This window comes from Bradyrhizobium sp. Tv2a-2 (genome assembly GCF_000472425.1).
In the GTDB taxonomy this organism is placed as follows: domain Bacteria; phylum Pseudomonadota; class Alphaproteobacteria; order Rhizobiales; family Xanthobacteraceae; genus Bradyrhizobium.
The window spans coordinates 148111-162688 of sequence record NZ_AXAI01000001.1 but is presented as its reverse complement, the minus strand read 5'-3'; the positions used below and the strand labels follow the sequence as shown (position 1 = coordinate 162688).

General features: G+C 63.6%; 10 protein-coding genes. 6 read left to right on the top strand and 4 right to left on the bottom strand.

Annotated features, from left to right (window positions below; all coding sequences use genetic code 11):
- Positions 1-156: 156 nt before the first annotated feature.
- Entirely contained in the window at positions 157-2577 is a 2421-nt protein-coding gene (locus tag A3AI_RS0100765; protein ID WP_024513731.1) for a phosphoketolase family protein, read from the bottom strand.
- A gap of 254 nt (positions 2578-2831) precedes the next feature.
- On the opposite strand from A3AI_RS0100765, the gene A3AI_RS0100760 reads away from it, so the two are divergent.
- The 3 genes from A3AI_RS0100760 to A3AI_RS0100750 all read left to right on the top strand — a co-directional run bounded on the left by A3AI_RS0100760 (position 2832) and on the right by A3AI_RS0100750 (position 6548).
- Entirely contained in the window at positions 2832-3995 is a 1164-nt protein-coding gene (locus A3AI_RS0100760) for a PA0069 family radical SAM protein (protein WP_024513730.1), read from the top strand.
- Between the two features lie 75 nt (positions 3996-4070).
- Positions 4071-4853 (top strand): ribonuclease HII, encoded by a 783-nt coding sequence (gene rnhB, locus A3AI_RS0100755; RefSeq protein WP_051382261.1) that lies wholly within the window; start codon positions 4071-4073, stop codon positions 4851-4853.
- A gap of 189 nt (positions 4854-5042) precedes the next feature.
- Entirely contained in the window at positions 5043-6548 is a 1506-nt protein-coding gene (locus tag A3AI_RS0100750; RefSeq protein WP_024513728.1) for a glycosyltransferase family 39 protein, read from the top strand.
- 128 nt (positions 6549-6676) lie between these two features.
- On the opposite strand, the gene A3AI_RS0100745 is transcribed toward A3AI_RS0100750, so the two are convergent.
- Entirely contained in the window at positions 6677-7489 is an 813-nt protein-coding gene (locus A3AI_RS0100745) for a uracil-DNA glycosylase (RefSeq protein WP_024513727.1), read from the bottom strand.
- Between the two features lie 157 nt (positions 7490-7646).
- Between A3AI_RS0100745 and A3AI_RS0100740 the strand changes: the two genes are divergently transcribed.
- The 3 genes from A3AI_RS0100740 to A3AI_RS0100730 all read left to right on the top strand — a co-directional run bounded on the left by A3AI_RS0100740 (position 7647) and on the right by A3AI_RS0100730 (position 12603).
- The gene (locus tag A3AI_RS0100740) at positions 7647-9305 is read left to right on the top strand and encodes an electron transfer flavoprotein-ubiquinone oxidoreductase (protein WP_024513726.1); all 1659 of its coding nucleotides are present in this window, start codon (positions 7647-7649) and stop codon (positions 9303-9305) included.
- A 268-nt stretch (positions 9306-9573) separates the two neighbouring features.
- Positions 9574-11364 carry a tetratricopeptide repeat protein gene (locus A3AI_RS0100735; RefSeq protein ID WP_024513725.1) on the top strand — a complete coding sequence of 597 codons (1791 nt, stop codon included), beginning with the start codon at positions 9574-9576 and terminating at the stop codon, positions 11362-11364.
- A gap of 324 nt (positions 11365-11688) precedes the next feature.
- Positions 11689-12603, top strand: coding sequence for a 4-(cytidine 5'-diphospho)-2-C-methyl-D-erythritol kinase (locus tag A3AI_RS0100730; RefSeq protein WP_245286815.1), 915 nt, complete (start codon positions 11689-11691; stop codon positions 12601-12603).
- A gap of 336 nt (positions 12604-12939) precedes the next feature.
- On the opposite strand, the gene A3AI_RS0100725 is transcribed toward A3AI_RS0100730, so the two are convergent.
- A complete protein-coding gene (locus A3AI_RS0100725; RefSeq protein WP_024513723.1) occupies positions 12940-13233 on the bottom strand; it encodes a hypothetical protein in 294 nt (97 codons plus the stop codon).
- Between the two features lie 276 nt (positions 13234-13509).
- The gene (locus A3AI_RS0100720) at positions 13510-14520 is read right to left on the bottom strand and encodes a polyprenyl synthetase family protein (protein ID WP_024513722.1); all 1011 of its coding nucleotides are present in this window, start codon (positions 14518-14520) and stop codon (positions 13510-13512) included.
- Positions 14521-14578 lie beyond the last annotated feature (58 nt).

Genomic DNA, 14578 nt, shown 5'->3' with positions numbered 1-14578 from the left:
AACACGAACGCCCGCACTGTTATCACCTTGTCACAATCAAATCAGCCGGTGATTTGCGGCTTTTTGCGGCAAATGTCCGGTTGGTTAGCGGCTGCGCCAGGTCAGGCGCGCGCCCCCGAATTGAGAAGCGCCGCGCAGTGTCGCGCTGTGGCGATGTCAATTCCCGGCTTCATGCTGCGCGGTACCGGCGGCGCCGGCCGGCCAGACCCAATCGCGGATCTGCGGCATGTCCTCGCCATGCTCGCGGACATAGCGGGTGTGTTCGATCAGCGTGTCGCGGAACTGCTGCTTCACATGGGCTGCGGTCACATCGAGACCAGGCACCCGCTCGATCGCTTCGATGGCGAGATGGAAGCGGTCGAGCTGGTTCAAGACCACCATGTCGAACGGCGTCGTCGTCGTGCCTTCTTCGGCAAAGCCGCGGACGTGGAAGCCTGCGTGATTGGTCCTGCCATAGGTCAGGCGATGGATCAGATAGGGATAGCCGTGATAGGCGAAGATCACTGGCTTCTCGCGGGTGAAGATGCTGTCGAAGTCACGGTCGGAGAGGCCGTGCGGATGCTGCTCCTTCGGCTGCAGGGTCATCAGGTCGACGACATTGACGACGCGGATCTTCAAGTCGGGCAGCGCCTTGCGCAGCAAGTCGACGGCGGCCAGCGTCTCCAGTGTCGGGACATCGCCGGCACAGGCCATCACCACGTCGGGCTCGGCATTCGGCTTTTCCGTGCCGGCCCATTTCCAGATGCCAATGCCGGCCTCGCAATGGGTTATGGCCTCGCGCATCGAGAGCCATTGCGGCGAGGGCTGCTTGCCCGCGACGATCACATTGATGCGGTCATAAGTCCGCAGGCAATGGTCGGCGACCCAGAGCAAGGTGTTGGCATCCGGCGGCAGATAGATGCGGACGATGTCGGCCTTCTTGTTGGCGACGAGGTCGACGAAGCCGGGATCCTGGTGGCTGAAGCCGTTATGGTCCTGGCGCCAGACGTGCGAAGTCAGGAGATAATTGAGCGAGGCGACCGGGCGCCGCCAGGGCAGCGCGCGCGACACTTTCAGCCATTTGGCGTGCTGGTTGAACATGGAATCCACGATGTGGATGAATGCCTCGTAGCAGGAGAAGAAGCCGTGGCGGCCGGTGAGCAGATAGCCCTCCAGCCAACCTTGGCAGAGATGCTCGCTCAACACCTCCATCACCCGCCCTTCATGGGCGAGGTGCACATCGTAGGGCTCGATGCCTTCCATCCAGACGCGATTCGTGACGTCGAACACAGCGTCAAGCCGGTTCGATGCCGTCTCGTCCGGGCCCATGATGCGGAAATTGCGCGCCTCTGCATTCAGCTTGAGTACGTCGCGCAGGAACTTGCCGAGCTCGCGGGTGGCCTCGGCGGTCGCGCCGCCGGGGCAGGGGACGTCGACGGCAAACGCGCGAAAATCCGGCAGCCTCAGCTCGCGCTTGAGAAGCCCGCCATTGGCGTGCGGATTGGCGCCCATGCGCCGCCGGTCTTGTGGCGCGAGCGCCTGCAATTCCGGCACCAGGCGGCCATTGGCGTCGAACAGTTCTTCCGGCTGATAGCTTTTCATCCACGCCTCGAGCAGCTTCAGATGCTCCGGATTGCCGCGCGGGCTGGCGATCGGCACCTGATGGGCGCGCCAGAAGCCTTCGACCTTCAGGCCGTCAACTTCCTTCGGCCCGGTCCAGCCCTTCGGGCTGCGCAGCACGATCATGGGCCATTTCGGGCGGTGGATCGGTTGAGTCTGCGCGCGAGCGCTCTGCTGGATGGAACGGATGCTGGCGAATGCGACATCGAGTGCATCCGCCATCAGGCGGTGCATCGCCTTCGGATCGTCGCCTTCGACAAAGATCGGCTCGTGGCCGTAGCCTGAGAAGAGGTCGCGGATTTCCGCATCGTTCATCCGCCCGAGCACGGTGGGGTTCGCGATCTTGTAGCCGTTGAGATGCAGGATCGGCAGCACCGCGCCGTCATGAATGGGATTCAAGAACTTGTTGGAGTGCCAGGAGGCTGCGAGCGGCCCGGTCTCGGCTTCGCCATCGCCGACCACGCAAGCCACGATCAGGTCCGGATTGTCGAACGCCGCGCCATAGGCGTGCACCAGGGCGTAGCCGAGCTCGCCGCCCTCATGGATCGAGCCAGGTGTCTCCGGCGCTGCATGGCTTGGAATGCCGCCGGGGAAGGAGAACTGGCGGAACAGCTTGCGCAGGCCATCGCTGTCGCGCGTGACCTCCGGATAGATCTCGGTATAGCTGCCTTCGAGATAGGTGTTGGCGACCATGCCCGGCCCACCATGGCCGGGACCGCAGATATAAATGACATTGAGGTCGGAGGCGCGGATCGCGCGGTTGAGATGGACATAGATGAAGTTCAGCCCCGGCGTGGTTCCCCAATGGCCGAGCAGGCGTGGCTTGATATGGCCGGGGCTTAACGGCTGCGTCAGTAGCGGATTGTCCAACAGGTAGATCTGCCCGACGGAGAGATAATTGGCCGCACGCCAGTAGCGGTTGAGCAGTTCCAACTCGTCGGTGCCGGTTGTTTGCTCGTCTGTTTTCGTGAGCTGCATACGGACCTCCTCTGCCGGAAAGACGGACCAACATTTCCGTCGGCTGATCGATCCGTCTTCGTTGCGGGTGAAGGATAGAGCCCGAATTTGAAGGGACGTGCTTGAGCCGGGTCAAAAGCGCGTGCCTCATCGGCGGGCACGTCGAGTGATGGCACTGTGTCGGTCCGGGTTCGCCGCTGTCGAGGCGCCTCAGAATGACGATGGTTGCGACTATTGTTCTTGATATGTTCACGAAACGTGCTATCTCTACGCTCATGAGCCGAGCATCTTCTCATGCCCTCAAGCGCCCGCCGGTCCCGGTGCCCTCCGAGCCGGCGGGTGCGCCTATGGGCGCGCCGGAACTGACGGTCGAAGTCGCCCGCGAGCGTCGGCGCGGCCGCGGAGCGCAATCCAACGCCAGCGGCCGTTACGAGGCGGAGGCGCGGGTCGCTTTCGACGACGGCTGGCAGAGCCTCGACGACCTGCCGCCGTTCAAGACCACGGTCGCGCTCGACACTGCGCGCAAGGTGATCACGCGCAACGAATCGCCCGATATCGGCTTCGACCGTTCCATCAACCCCTACCGGGGCTGCGAGCACGGCTGCGTCTATTGTTTCGCGCGGCCGACCCATGCCTATCTCGGCCTGTCGCCGGGTCTGGATTTCGAATCAAAGCTGTTCGCCAAGCCGGACGCGCCGCAGCTCCTGGAAAAGGAACTCGCAACGGCGGATTACGAGCCGCGCATGATTGCGATCGGCACAAACACCGATCCCTATCAGCCGGTCGAGCGCGAGCGGAAAATCATGCGCGGCATTCTGGAAGTGCTGGAGCGTGCGGGTCATCCGGTCGGCATCGTCACCAAGTCGGCGCTGATCGCGCGCGATGTTGATATTCTGGCGCGGATGGCGAAGCGCAACCTCGCCAAGGTCGCGCTGTCGGTCACCACGCTCGATCCGAAGCTCGCGCGCACCATGGAGCCGCGCGCATCCACGCCGCCGAAGCGGCTGGAGGCGCTAAAGCGTCTTTCGGATGCGGGCGTTCCAACCACGGTGATGGTTGCGCCGGTGATCCCCGCGCTGAACGATTCCGAAATCGAGCGCATCCTGGACGCGGCCGCGCATGCCGGGGCAAAAGAAGCGTCCTATGTGATGCTGCGATTGCCGCTCGAGGTGCGCGATCTTTTCCGCGAATGGCTGATGGCCAATTACCCTGACCGCTACCGCCATGTCTTCACCCTGATCCGCGACATGCGCGGCGGCAAGGATTATGACTCGCAATGGGGGACCAGGATGAAGGGCACGGGCCCGATGGCGTGGATGATCGGCCGCCGCTTCGAGATCGCCTGCGAGAAGCTCGGCCTGAACAAGCGCCGTTCAAAGCTCACCACCGACCACTTCGTGCGGCCAAAGCGATCTGGCGAGCAGCTCAGTTTGTTCTAAATCCCGACTGAATAACGGGAATTGAGTCGAGTTCCCGGTTGCGCGCCGGCCAAAGCTTGCGCAACCATCCCGGCCATGAGTCGAGAAAAACCCGGTCGGGAAAAGTTCAAGAAAAATTCTGAGAAGCCGGCGGCTGTGGGGAAGGCTGCAAAGGGCGTAATCGCCGTCGCGCCGCCGACTTTTCGCCGCGAACGGGCTCTCTTCAAGCGCGGGATCTGGCCGGTGGCCGGTTGCGACGAGGCCGGCCGCGGGCCGCTGGCGGGACCCGTGGTGGCCGCGGCCGTGATTCTCGACCCGAACCGGATTCCGCGCGGCTTAGATGATTCCAAGCGTCTGACCGCGGAGGAACGCGAAAAGCTGTTCGACAAGATCTGCGCCACCGCCTCCTTTGCGGTCGCTCTTGCCTCGCCCGCGCGGATCGACCGCGACAACATCCTGCGGGCCTCGCTGTGGGCGCTTGCCCGCGCAGTGCGCGCGCTGCCCGAGGCGCCCAAACATGTGTTCGTCGACGGCCGCGACCGCCTCGATGTTGCCTGCGACTGCGAGGCCGTGATCGGCGGCGACGGCATCGTGGCCTCGATTGCCGCCGCCTCCATCATCGCAAAGGTCACGCGCGACCGGCTGATGTGTGCGCTCGCCGAGGATTGCCCGGGCTACGGCTTCGAGCAGCACAAGGGCTACAGCGTCCCGGAGCATCTGGCCGCGCTCGACCGGCTCGGTCCGTCCGCCCATCACCGCAGTTTCTTCGCCCCTGTCGTCGCCGCGCGCGAAAAGCACCAGCCCTGGACGATCCAGCGCGAGCCCGATCTGTTCTCTGTGGAAGCGGAAGTTGAGGTCGAGATGTCCGCGACTCTTTAGAGATGCGTGACGGCGTGGTGAGATTGCGGCGAGCCGATCCAGCACCCCGCCGGGAAAACATCCGCGGAGATTGATTCATTCACCTAAAATCCATTTTGCCTTGGTTGCCTCAACGCCTTCCGCCCTTTATCAAAACACATGTGATCGATAGAGCCGGCATCCCCTGCCGGCTCGCCTGCCGGACGTTTCATGCGTTTCACCTCCCTGGTAATCGAATTGATCCGGGCCCGGCCGCGGCTGGTGGTTTGGATCGTGGTGCTGGTGCAGGCCGCGCTCTGGCTGATCGTCACGCTGCCGTTCTATCATGCGCCGCCTTCCGACCTTGCGCTCGCGCTGGCCTACGGGCGGGAATACCAGGTCGGCAGCGAGCTTGGGCCGCCCCTGTCATTCTGGCTCGCCGACATCGCCTATCGCGCCGCCGGCAATCATATGACCGGCGTCTATCTGCTTGGCGGATTATGCTCGGTTGCGACGTTCTGGATTCTGTTTCTGCTTGGACGCGCGCTGGTTGGCAGCCAGCATGCCGTGCTCGCCGTGCTGCTCACCATGACAGTGACGGCATTCGGCGCGAGCACCCTCGATTTCGGGCCCGACGTGTTGGCCCGTCCGCTCTGGGCGCTGCTTCTGCTGCATAGTTGGGAATTGATCGGGCAAAGGCGGCGCAATGTCTGGTTTGCCTGGTCGATCGACGCAGGGTTGCTGCTGCTCACGACGCCAGCGGCACTCATGCTGCTCGTGCTGGTTCTGGGTTTCGCGCTCGCGACCGCGGAGGGGCGGCGGCCGCTGCGCTCGATCGATCCGCTGTTTGCGCTGCTTGTGATTGTGGTGCTGGCGCTGCCCTATCTGATCTTCCTTCTGCGCGCCGACACGCTTGCCCTGCATTGGCCGCTGCTCGCCGACTTGAAACCGCGTGCCATCCATTGGGCGTGGCTGTTCGGCGGCCTTTTGCTGGCGATAACAGGCATTCTCCTCCTGGTCGTGCTCAATGCAAGCTGGTTCAGCCGCGAAGGCGACGATGCACCCATCATCTACCGGCCGCCGGTGGCGCGACTGGCGCGCGATTTCGTCTACTTCTTCGCGCTGGCGCCGGTGATCGCGGGTAGCCTGCTCGCCGCTTTGTTCGATCTTGATCGCGTCACGGGCGGCGCCGGCGTCGTGCTGATGATGTCGGGTCTTGCGGTCGTGGTCGCCACCGGCGATCTCATTCATCTCAGGCGCCAGCGCCTGTTGCGCGCGGTGTGGGCGCTGATCGTCGCAGCGCCTGCGGCCGGGGTGGTCGGGGCCACACTGTTCCTGCCCTGGACCGCGGCTAATGAGATCGCAACCTCGATGCCGTCGCGCGCGATCGGCGAGTTCTTCACCGATGCCTTTGAGCGGCGCACCAATCGTCGCCTCATCGCCGTCGCGGGCGATACGAGGATCGCAAGCCTTGTGGCGCTTGCGCCCGGCCGACCGCATCTCCTTTTGGATGAAAACCCGAAGGCCTCGCCCTGGATCAGCCAGGCCGGTTTCAATGAAACCGGCGGCGTCGTGGTCTGGCGCGCCTCCGATACCGCCGGCACCCCGCCGCCCGACATCGCCCGGCGCTTCCCCGGCCTCGTGCCGGAAGTGCCGCGCTCGTTCGACTGGCTGGTGAACGGCCGGCAGCCGACATTACGGATCGGCTGGGCCATCGTGCGGCCGAAGGGGCAGTAGGGCTCGGTCATTCCGGGGCGCGCGAAGCGTGAACCCGACACCCAGTGAGATACAGGAATCTCGCGCCATAACCTCTGGATTCCGGGCTCGCTCGCTTCACGAGGCCCTGGAACGGCGGCCTTCAACGTTCAAGAACTCTGCCGCAGCACCTTCGCGATCGCCAGCAGATCCTGCCAGGCGAGCCGCTTGTACGCCGGCGAGCGCAGCAGATAGGCCGGGTGGAACGTCGGCAGCGCGCGGATCACGCGGGTGCCGGTGTGGTAGTCGAACCAGCGCCCCCGCGTACGCATGATGCCCTCCCGGGTGCCGAGCAGCGTCTGCGTGGAGGGATTGCCGAGCGTCACCAGCACGTCCGGATCGACGAGCTCGATCTGGCGCTGGATAAAGGGCAGGCAGATCTGAGTCTCCTGCGGCGTCGGCGTGCGGTTGCCGGGCGGGCGCCAGGGAATCACATTGGCGATATAGGCTTTGGTCCGATCGAGCCCGATCGCGCCGATCATGCGATCCAGCAGCTTGCCGGACCGCCCGACAAAGGGCAGGCCCTCGATGTCCTCGTCGCGCCCCGGTGCTTCGCCGACAAACATGATGCGGGCTTCCGGATTGCCGTCGGAGAACACCAGCCGCGTTGCAGTCGCTTTGAGCGAGCAGCCGTCGAAGCGCTCCATCAATTGACGGAGATCGGTCAGTGTCGGCGCCGTCCGCGCCGCTTCGCGTGCGGAGGCGATCGCCGCATCGGGTGCCGCCGGTGTTTCGCCAGGCGGAAGTATCAGCGGAACCGGTGCGGGCCGCGCCGGCTGCACCGGGACCACGTCCGCCCGCTTGGGCGCGATGTCAGGCTCGGCGAGACGGTTGATCGGCTCGTTCGCCAGCGCGCAGTCGACGCCTGCCTCCAGATAGAAGGCGAGGAGCTCTCGGACGGAAAGGGCGGGTTCGGGTGTCATCCTGCGATGGTTTTTACGGGGCGAGGGGACATTTAGGTCAGTTTAGGTGCCATTGCACGCCTGCAAAACCCAATTCCATGGTTGTCCTGCCGATAAAAATCGGAAACAAGAGGCTCCAAAGTCAGAGGAAATGTGCCAACCGGGCTGAGACCAGATTATGAGCAGCGAAGAACTCCCCCCGCGAGAATCCATGGAATTCGACGTCGTGATCGTCGGCGCCGGCCCCTCGGGACTGTCGGCCGCGATCCGGCTGAAGCAGCTCAATGCCGATCTGAACATCGTTGTGGTCGAGAAGGGAAGCGAGGTCGGCGCGCACATCCTCTCCGGCGCGGTGATCGATCCGGTTGCGCTCGACAAGCTGGTTCCGGAATGGCGGACTGACGAGGACTGCCTGCTCAAGACGCAGGTCACCGACGATCGCTTCTACTGGATGACGGCGTCGGGCGCGATCCGGCTGCCGAATTTCATGATGCCGCCCTTGATGAACAATCATCATTGCTTCACGGGCTCGCTCGGCCATCTCTGCCGCTATCTCGCGCGTAAGGCCGAAGCGCTCGGCGTCGAGATCTATCCGGGCTTTGCTGCGGTCGAAGTGCTCTATGACGACAAGGGCGCCGTGCGCGGCATCGCCACCGGCGATATGGGTATCGCCAAGGATGGTTCGCACAAGGATTCCTTCACCCGCGGCATGGAGCTGGTCGGCAAGTATACGCTGTTCGCCGAGGGCGCCCGCGGCAGCCTCTCAAAGCAGCTCATTGCGAAGTTCAAGCTCGACGCCAACAGCCAGCCGGCGAAATTCGGCATCGGCTTGAAGGAGGTCTGGCAGATCGACCCCGCCAAGCACCAGAAGGGTCTGATCCAGCATTCCTTCGGCTGGCCCTTGAACAACAAGACCGGCGGCGGCTCCTTCCTCTATCATCAGGACGACAACACGGTCGCAGTCGGCTTCGTCGTGCATCTCAATTACGACGATCCCTATCTGTCGCCGTTCGATGAGTTCCAGCGCTTCAAGACCCATCCCGCGATCCGCCCGCTGTTCGAGGGCGGCAAGCGGCTCGCCTATGGTGCGCGCGCCATTACCGAGGGCGGCTACCAGTCGGTGCCGCGGCTGACCTTTGCCGGTGGCGCGCTGATCGGCTGTGCCGCGGGCTTTGTCAACGTGCCGCGCATCAAGGGCGTGCACAACGCGATGGGCTCGGCCATGCTCGCGGCCGAGCATGTCAATGCGGCGCTTGCCGCCGGCCGCGCCAATGACGAGATCGTCGAGTATGAGAACGCCTGGCGCGCTTCGGCGATCGGCAAGGACCTGCACCTCGTGCGCAACGTCAAGCCGCTATGGTCGAAGTTCGGCACCATCATCGGCGTCATGCTCGGCGGCTTCGACATGTGGTGCAACACGCTCGGCTTCTCGCTGTTTGGCACCCAGTCGCATGCCAAGCCCGACCGTTCGACGCTCGATCCCGCCAAGACCCATCAGCCAATTCCGGCACCGAAGCCAGACGGCAAGATTACCTTCGACCGCCTGTCGTCAGTGTTCCTGTCCAATACGAATCATGAAGAGGACCAGCCGGTCCATCTGAAGGTTGCGGACATGAACCTGCAGAAGAGCTCCGAGCACGATGTGTTCGCAGGTCCCTCCAACCGTTATTGTCCGGCCGGCGTCTATGAATGGGCGGAGGAGGCCACGGGTCCGCGTTACGTCATCAACGCCCAGAACTGTGTTCACTGCAAAACCTGCGACGTGAAGGACCCGAACGGTAACATTACCTGGGTTCCTCCGGAAGGCGGCGGCGGACCGAATTACGAGGCGATGTAGTGCGCGCTTTTGGAAAAGTGCACGCTCAAACAGCGACCTAAGCACGATTGCGTGAGCCGGGTTTCCCTGCTCGGGCAAGCCGGCCACGATACCGCCACAGTGCAGGGGTTTTGAGGCGGGCTGGGCGCGGCGGCGCTTCTGCCGACGGAATAGCCAGCCCAAATCCTTGCGGTTGCGCGTCAAAAGCGGCATTGTCCGGTGCTACTTTGATGCGTCCGTCACGTCGCGACGCTCCGTAGAATTCCTGACACAGCCTGAGGCGAACCTGATGCCCGTTCTCCGTTGCACCCGCTCTTACCTTGCCGCCGTCGCCATCGCCGCGCTTCTAGTGCCCGGCGCGGTCGGGGCGCAGACGCCGGAGCATCCGACGGACAATGCCGCGCAATTCCCGAGCAGCCACGATATGAAGAACCTGACCACGTCAGGCAGCTATCTGGCCGCCCGTCACGCCAGCGTCGAGCGCGACGCGGCTTCCGCCGCGGTATTCTACCGCTCCGCGCTGCGCACCGATCCGAAAAACAACGAGCTGCTCGACCGCGCCTTCATCTCCTCGGTCGCAGAGGGCGACATCGATGAGGCCGTCAAGCTTGCCGACCGGATCCTCGCAGTCGACAAGTCCAACCGGGTCGCGCGGCTCGTGATCGGCGTTCAGAATCTGAAGCAGAAGAAGTGGGCGGCAGCACAGCTCAACATCAACCAGTCGATCCGCGGCCCAATCACGGACCTGGTGGCGACGCTGCTGTCGGGCTGGGCGGCTTACGGCGCGGGTGATGCCAAGGGCGCGGTCGCCAGCATCGACAAGCTGACCGGTCCAGAATGGTATCCGCTGTTCAAGGATCTCCATACCGGGATGATCGACGAGCTCGCGGGCAAGGACAAGGACGCCGGCGTGCGCTTCGAGCGCGCCTACAAGCTCGACGATTCCATGCTGCGTGTGGCGGATTCCTATGCGCGCTGGCTCTCGCGCAACAAGGACGACAAGGCGGCGGAAGCGATCTACGAGGCCTTCGACAAGAAGCTCGCGCGCCATCCGCTGGTGCTGGAAGGCTTGCGCGAGACCAAGGCCGGCAAGAGACTGCCGCCGCTGGTCGATTCGGCGCAGGCCGGCGCGGCCGAGGCGCTCTACGGCATCGGCGCCACGCTGACGCGGCGCGGCGGCGAGGACCTCGCGCTGGTCTATCTGCAGCTTGCGCTCTATCTCAAGCCGGACCACCCGCTCGCGCTGCTCTCGCTTGCCGATCTCTATGAATCGGTGAAGAAGCCGCAGATGGCTATCAAGATCTATGAGCGTGTGCCGTCGAGCTCGCCCTTGAAGCGCAATGCGCAGATTCAGCTCGCCACCGATCTCGACTCGGCCGACCGCAGCGACGAGGCGATCAAGATCCTCAAGGGCGTGATCGCCGAGGATTCCAAGGATCTCGAGGCGATCATGGCGCTCGGCAATATCGAGCGCGGCCGCAAGAAGTTCGCCGATTGCGCCGAGACCTATTCGCAGGCCATCGCCGCGCTGCCGGATGCGACCGACAAGAGCAACATGTTCTATTACTACTACCGCGGCATCTGCGAGGAGCGCTCGCACCAGTGGCCCAAGGCCGAAGCCGACATGAAGAAGGCGTTGGAGCTGCAACCCGACCAGCCTCATGTCCTCAACTATCTCGGCTATTCCTGGATCGACCAAGGCACCAATCTCGACGAGGGCATGAAGATGATAAAGCGCGCCGTCGAGCAGCGCCCCGACGACGGCTATATCGTTGACTCGCTCGGCTGGGCCTATTACCGCCTCGGCAACTACGAAGAAGCGGCCAAGAATCTCGAGCGCGCCGTCGACCTTAAGCCCGAGGATCCCACCATCAACGACCACCTGGGCGATGCCTATTGGAAGGTGGGGCGCAAGCTCGAAGCGAAATTCCAGTGGGCCCATGCCCGCGATCTCAAGCCCGAGCCGGACGATCTGCCCAAGATCGAGGCTAAGATCGAGAACGGCATGACCGAGGATGCCCCGCCGCCGGCGGCCGCCGCTGCCGCCGACAAGAAGAAAGACGACGACAAGGGCGGCTAGGCGCCTTTCTTGGCCGGTCATGGCCGTTCTGGATTGAAGCGGAAACCGGTTTTTTTGACCGTCATCGCGGCGCTAACGGCTTTGCCGTTTGTCGCCGGAGGCGCGAGCGTAGCGAGCTTCGAGGGATGAGCGCTCCGCTTGGAGCCATCGGAGCAATCGTCCTTCGAGACGGTGCTGACGCTCCTCCTCGGGACAACGGTGATGGATGGGTATCAGCTTCGATCACGCGCTAATAATCTTCTCGACCCCGCTATTTGACTTCCCTTGGGCCGGCTTTTCTGAGAATGCAGGGGCCGAAACAAGGCTGTTTTCCATTTGGATTTGATTGTTGTGACGGGTGAGGCAAAAACGGGGACGCACGCGCTGGTCGATTATGGCCGGGCCAAGGTCAACCTGACGCTGCGGGTGGTGGGGCGACGGGTCGACGGGTATCACGACCTGGAAAGCGTGGTGGCGTTCGCCGATTGCGCCGATCGCCTGACGCTGAGCACGGGCTCCGCGCTGTCCCTGGAAACCACTGGTCCCACGGCAAATGCCTGCGGCGAGGTGACGCACAATCTGGTGCTGAAGGCGGCTAGGCTGCTCGCCGAGCGCGTGGCGGACCTGGAGGTCGGCGCCTTTGCACTTGAAAAGATGCTGCCGGTTGCAGCAGGCATCGGCGGCGGCTCCGCGGACGCTGCTGCGGCGCTGCGGCTGCTCGCGCGGCTCAACGACCTCTCGTTCGACGATGCTCGGCTTGCCGAGGTCGCGCTGCTTACCGGCGCCGACGTGCCGGTGTGTCTTGCCTCGCGCGCCTGCGACATGACCGGCGTGGGCGAGGGTCTGTTGCCGCTCTCCTTGCCGAAACTGCCGGCAGTGCTGGTCAATCCGAACGTTCCGGTCGCCACCAAGGACGTGTTTACCGCGCTCGGCTTGCGCAACGGCGAGCTTCTGGTGGGCGCCACCGACGTGCTGGAGGCGCCGGTCTGGCCGGGCGAGGGCGCGTCGATCGCCGAGTGGATCGCAGCGCTGTCAGAAGTCGGCAACGACCTCGAGGCGCCGGCAAAGCGCATCCAGCCCGTGATTGCCGACGTCCTGCGGGCGCTTGGCGAGGCGCAAGGCGCGCAACTTGCCCGCATGAGCGGATCCGGCGCAACGTGCTTTGCGCTGTTTGCCGTCGCCGCGGACGCGCAGGCCGCGGCGAGGACGATCGCCGCCGCGCACCCGGGATGGTGGGTGCATGCGGGAGAGTTGAGTTAGGCTTGCACTCGCGATGACGACAGCATTGTAGGATGGGTCGATCGCGGCGAAACCATCAAACCAAACCGCACGGCAAGCGCGATGGATTTCGCCTCGCTCTACCTACCCAAGAGCATGATCCGAAAAAGTGGGTAGCGGTTTTCCGAGAAGATCATGCTCGATCAAAAAGCCAGAGCATTTCCAGTTCTGATTGAATCAGAACCGGAGCTCTAGATTCTTGTTTTGACGCGTTTTCTTCACGCGAACCGGTCCCCACTTCGCTCGAAAACACTCTAAAGCGCGATGACGATTCGACCTAATCCCATCGCGCTTTAGGCACCGATCACCTATCGCTGATCAATGTTTGACCTCGCGCAGCACGATAATGGTGCCGGTGGATACTGGCGGATGCGGTGCCAGGCTGGTGAGTGAGGCGTCCGACCAGTCGGCAAGACTCACCACTTCGCCCGCCTGACCGTCCGGTTGTGGGGCATCGCTCGGTTCCAGAACCTTGAGCCCGCTCTCGTCGAGAAAGAAGGTATGTTCTCCGAACGCGTCGATCAGTTGCGTCACGGCTGGGTGGCTGTCGGGAACAACCTGGGCGTTGATCTGATTCAGGGTCTGCTGCACTTGTGCCGAGTTCAATTTCATCGCTCGCTCCTGCTGCGGTTTGGGCCCGATCCCGGTGGGCCTTGCTCGATGTCCTCAACCGCATCGGTCGAATGGCTGAGTGCAGAAAGAGTTCCGAAATTGTGATGAGGAGTTACCCGGAACGGTGCAAATTGCTCTGGATTGTTTCGCTTGCGTTCGCAACGAGGGAACACAGGGCTGCGTCGTTGCGAAGAATTCTGGAAAGCGAAGTCTACAGATAGATTCCGCGGCGCGGGCACCGGCATTCGCCGGCACGACCGCTGATTGCGTTGTTGGCTAATGCGACCGCGCGAGACAGAACGCCACCACCTGCTCCAGCGCCGTCTTCATCGGCGAGGACGGGAACAGAGCCAGCGCGTCGACGGCCATCGCGCCGTAATGCTGCGCGCGGTTCATGGTGTCTTCCAGCGCGCGGTGCTTGGTCATCAGGTGAACCGCGTGCTCCAGATCGGTCTCGCCGATCTCGCCGCGCTCCAGCGCCTTGACCCAGAAGGCGCGCTCGGCGTCGTTGCCCCTGCGGAAGGCGAGCACCACGGGCAACGTGATCTTGCCCTCGCGGAAATCGTCGCCGACATTCTTGCCGAGCTTCGCGGACTTGCCGCCATAGTCGAGCACGTCGTCGACGAGCTGGAAGGCGATGCCGAGATTCATGCCGACCGAGCGGCAGGCGGTCTGCTCGGCCTTCGGCCGGTTGGCGATGACAGGACCGACCTCGCAAGCGGCTGCGAACAATTCCGCGGTCTTGCCGCGGATCACCGCGAGATATTCATCCTCGGTGGTTGCGGTGTTCTTGGCGGCCGCAAGCTGCATCACCTCGCCTTCGGCGATCGTGGCCGCGGCGGCGGAGAGAATGTCGAGCGCACGCAGCGAGCCGACCTCGACCATCATGCGGAAGGCCTGGCCGAGCAGGAAGTCGCCGACCAGGACGCTCGCCTCATTGCCCCACAGCATCCGTGCCGACAGCTTGCCGCGGCGGAGCTCGCTTTCGTCGACGACGTCGTCATGCAGCAGCGTCGCGGTGTGCATGAACTCGACGGCGGCGGCGAGCTTGATATGGCCGTCGCCGGAGTAGCCTGACAGTTGCGCCATGGCGAGCGTGAGCATCGGCCGCAGGCGCTTCCCGCCCGAGGAGATCAGATGGTTGGCAACCTCGGGGATCATTGTCACTTCCGAACCGGTCCGCGACAAGATGGCGGCGTTGACCCGCTCCATGTCGGCGGCAACGAGCTCGATCAGGGCATCGATGGACGCGCCCGAAGGGCTCTCGAAAGGCACAATTACCGCCACGCCGGTCTCCAGTTTTGCTATGGTCGGAACCACAATAGGAACTGCCGCCGCACGCGGC

Excerpts from the sequence above, each read along its gene's own strand:
- A3AI_RS0100740 (WP_024513726.1), top strand. The coding sequence starts at position 7,647 with ATGAGCAGCGAAGAACTCCCCCCGCGAGAATCCATGGAATTCGACGTC.
- A3AI_RS0100750 (WP_024513728.1), top strand. The coding sequence starts at position 5,043 with ATGCGTTTCACCTCCCTGGTAATCGAATTGATCCGGGCCCGGCCGCGG.
- rnhB (WP_051382261.1), top strand. The coding sequence starts at position 4,071 with ATGAGTCGAGAAAAACCCGGTCGGGAAAAGTTCAAGAAAAATTCTGAG.
- A3AI_RS0100765 (WP_024513731.1), bottom strand. The coding sequence starts at position 2,577 with ATGCAGCTCACGAAAACAGACGAGCAAACAACCGGCACCGACGAGTTG.
- A3AI_RS0100745 (WP_024513727.1), bottom strand. The coding sequence starts at position 7,489 with ATGACACCCGAACCCGCCCTTTCCGTCCGAGAGCTCCTCGCCTTCTAT.
- A3AI_RS0100725 (WP_024513723.1), bottom strand. The coding sequence starts at position 13,233 with ATGAAATTGAACTCGGCACAAGTGCAGCAGACCCTGAATCAGATCAAC.
- A3AI_RS0100735 (WP_024513725.1), top strand. The coding sequence starts at position 9,574 with ATGCCCGTTCTCCGTTGCACCCGCTCTTACCTTGCCGCCGTCGCCATC.
- A3AI_RS0100760 (WP_024513730.1), top strand. The coding sequence starts at position 2,832 with ATGAGCCGAGCATCTTCTCATGCCCTCAAGCGCCCGCCGGTCCCGGTG.